The sequence below is a fragment of the Oscillibacter sp. CU971 genome (assembly GCF_905219725.1).
Classification (GTDB): domain Bacteria; phylum Bacillota; class Clostridia; order Oscillospirales; family Oscillospiraceae; genus Oscillibacter.
The window spans coordinates 1-2,799 of sequence record NZ_CAJMXG010000318.1 but is presented as its reverse complement, the minus strand read 5'-3'; the positions used below and the strand labels follow the sequence as shown (position 1 = coordinate 2,799).

4 protein-coding genes are annotated in these 2,799 nt (G+C 63.2%); all 4 read left to right on the top strand.

Features of this window, described 5'->3' with window-relative positions:
• Positions 1-537: 537 nt before the first annotated feature.
• Complete coding sequence (locus JX325_RS14750; protein WP_204791833.1) at positions 538-1,413, top strand: DUF3560 domain-containing protein; 876 nt, start codon at positions 538-540, stop codon at positions 1,411-1,413.
• A 112-nt stretch (positions 1,414-1,525) separates the two neighbouring features.
• A complete protein-coding gene (locus tag JX325_RS14745) occupies positions 1,526-2,152 on the top strand; it encodes a hypothetical protein (protein WP_204791832.1) in 627 nt (208 codons plus the stop codon).
• Positions 2,153-2,196: 44 nt separating this feature from the next.
• Positions 2,197-2,397, top strand: a complete 201-nt coding sequence (locus JX325_RS14740; RefSeq protein WP_204791831.1) for a hypothetical protein — start codon at positions 2,197-2,199, stop codon at positions 2,395-2,397.
• 111 nt (positions 2,398-2,508) lie between these two features.
• On the top strand, positions 2,509-2,799 hold a 291-nt coding region (locus JX325_RS14735; RefSeq protein WP_204791830.1), incomplete at its 3' end, for a hypothetical protein.

The following is a 2,799-nucleotide window of genomic DNA, read 5'->3' as shown; positions in this document are numbered from 1 at the left end:
CTTCCGCCCGTCCGGCTGGCGCTCCCCGCCCCGGCGCGGCTCCTGGCGCTTCCCGCCCCCAAGGCTGACCCGGAACCGGCCCCCGCGCCGGTTCCGGGTCCCTGGAAGAAATGCAGCTTCTACACCATCCGCCGCGACAAAGAGGACGACAAACAGAAGCCGCACAAGGTAGACGGCTACACCGACGGCATTTATAACTACTACGCCATCGGCACAAGGTCCAAAACCTGGCACGCAGTCCACCCCGTTTTCGGTCNGTCCGTCTCCATGGCCGATACCCGGCAAGCCGCCCAGGCCCGCGCTTTGGAGCTGTCCGAAAAAGTCCGCGAGTTTGAAGCCAAGGCCGACGCGGACAAGCGCCTGCAAGCCTACGCCGATGCCATCCGCGTTGCCCAGGANGGCGGCAACCTGTCCCTGTTCTAATCATCCCCGCAAGGCCGACGGCATCCGCCGCCGCTGGTGCAAGTCCAGCCGCCCGGCATCNGGGCGGGCGCTCATGGNCCGCAAACCCAAAACCACATAACGGAGGTACACAAAATGTCAATCGGACGTGAGGACTACCAGGAGCGCAAGGAGGCCCGCATCGACCGCATGGAAGAACGCGCCGCCCGCGCCCAGGCCGAAAGCGCCGCCGCCAGCCACGCCGCCCACGAAATCATGCGGCACATTCCCCCCGGCCAGCCCATCCTTGTGGGCCACCACAGCGAGCGCCACCACCGCCGCGACCTGGACAAAATCGACCGCAATATGCGCAAGTCCATCGAGGCGGGCGAGAAAGCCGCCTACTATGCCAGCCGCGCCGCATCCGCCGCCAGCAACCGCGCGATCAGCAGCGACGACCCCGACGCCGTGGANAGGCTGGAAGCCAAACTTGCCAAGCTCCAAGCGGNCCAGGAAGAGGACAAGGCCCTCAACGCCTACTACCGCAAGCACAAGAGTGTCAAGGGCTTTCCCGGCATCAGCGACGAGGAAGCGGACCGCGCCGACAAGGAGCTTTCCGAAATGCGCGAGGGCATCCGCCGCCCGGTCCCGGCCTGGCAGCTCTCCAACCGCAACGGCGAAATCAAGCGCATCAAGGACCGTCTCGCCCAGCTCCGCAAGGTGGACGAAATGGAGCATACCGAAATCGAATTTGACGGCGGCATGATTATCACCAACGAGGACGTGAACCGCGTGCAAATCCTTTTCGACGAAAAGCCCGACGACGCGACCCGCTCCAAGCTGAAAAGCAACGGCTTCCGCTGGTCCAGAACGGAGGGCGCATGGCAGACCCAGCGAACCCCGCAAAGCCTCCGCCGCGCCTGCTACCTTCTCGGCATCGACCCGCCGAAACCGGCCCCGGCTCCCGCCGCCGACAGCGACGACGCCCAGGAAACCGCCCCCGACGGGCAAGCCCTTTTCCCCTTTTCGTGACCCGCAAGGCCGACGGCATCCCGCCGCCGCTGGTGCAAGTCCAGCCGCCGGAGCAATCTGGCGGGCGCTCATGGGCCGCAAACCCAAAACCAACCCAAGGGAGGCTGACAAAATGACCGAATACCTGAACACGGTAACAAACCCCGCCGCGCCCTGGTCCTTTATCGACGACACCGAGGAAAACATTCTGCAAGACCTGGCCGCGCACACCCTGGACCCCATCTTTGAGCTTTACGGCGACTTTGTGAACCCGTCCCCCGAATGGCTCTCCACGGAGAACGCGGCAAAATACGCCGGATGTACCATGATCTCCGGCAACTTCCGCGCCTATACCCACGCTTTCCGGCTTGTGACCGACGACGCCGCACTGATTGCCCGCATTTCCGCCGCCGTCCAGCGCAACAAGGCCCGCCCCGAATACCAGGAGGCCCGCCGGAAAATGATTGACGATCTCCCGGCGCTGACGTTCAAGAACGCCGCCGTAGGCCACTACTACCGCTTCTGTGACGGATGGTTTCGCTTAACCAAAATTATCCATCTGACGGAGGAAGATTGCAACCGCGACAGTCTGCTTTATATGGACCGCTACGAGGGCACCGACTGGAACGGCCACGCCATCGGCGGAGCTTTCCACGACGGGCGGGAAATGCCCACCTCCGCAAACTGGTCCATATACGCAGCGCCGAAAGAAATTGCCGACACCGCCGCCGACGGTCAAGCCCTGTTCCCCCTGGCCTGACAAACCGCCCGCCCCGGAGGTTACGAGGGCAGAAAGGATATAGCATGGCTATCAAGCTGGCAGAACACACCGACGGGACCCATATTTATATGCGTCTCCGTCTCGACAACAAGCGCATTGAGGAAATCGACGCCTACATCACCGAAACCGGCTGGACCTACCGCACCAGCGCAGACAACAACCCCGATTTCCCCAAGCCCGAAATCCGGGCGCAGATCATCAAGGCATTTCACGAACTCTATTGACCCGCAAGGCCGACGGCATCCGCCGCCGCTGGTGCAAGCCCAGCCGCCCAGCATCCGGGCGGGCGCTCATGGGTAAAGCAAGGACCCAAAACCAAAATGGAGGACCACAGCATGGGATATCACGGCTTCCGCTCCATCAAGGAGTACGAAAACGAATGCGCCCGTGTCGGCTTCATGACCCGGCGCGTACCCTTCCACGGCAACGACGGAGCGGCGTATTTTGCCCTTGTCACCGCCCCGCCGAAAACCGCCACCAGCATAGAGGCATGGACCCTCTTCACCGCCGACGAGGGCCGCGCCGTTCTGGACGGCATCATCAGCGGCGGCATGATGGACCCGGCCCGGTATCTGCGCGACGGCGTGGATGTGAACTATCTCGGCAAGCTAGCCGCACACGGCTAT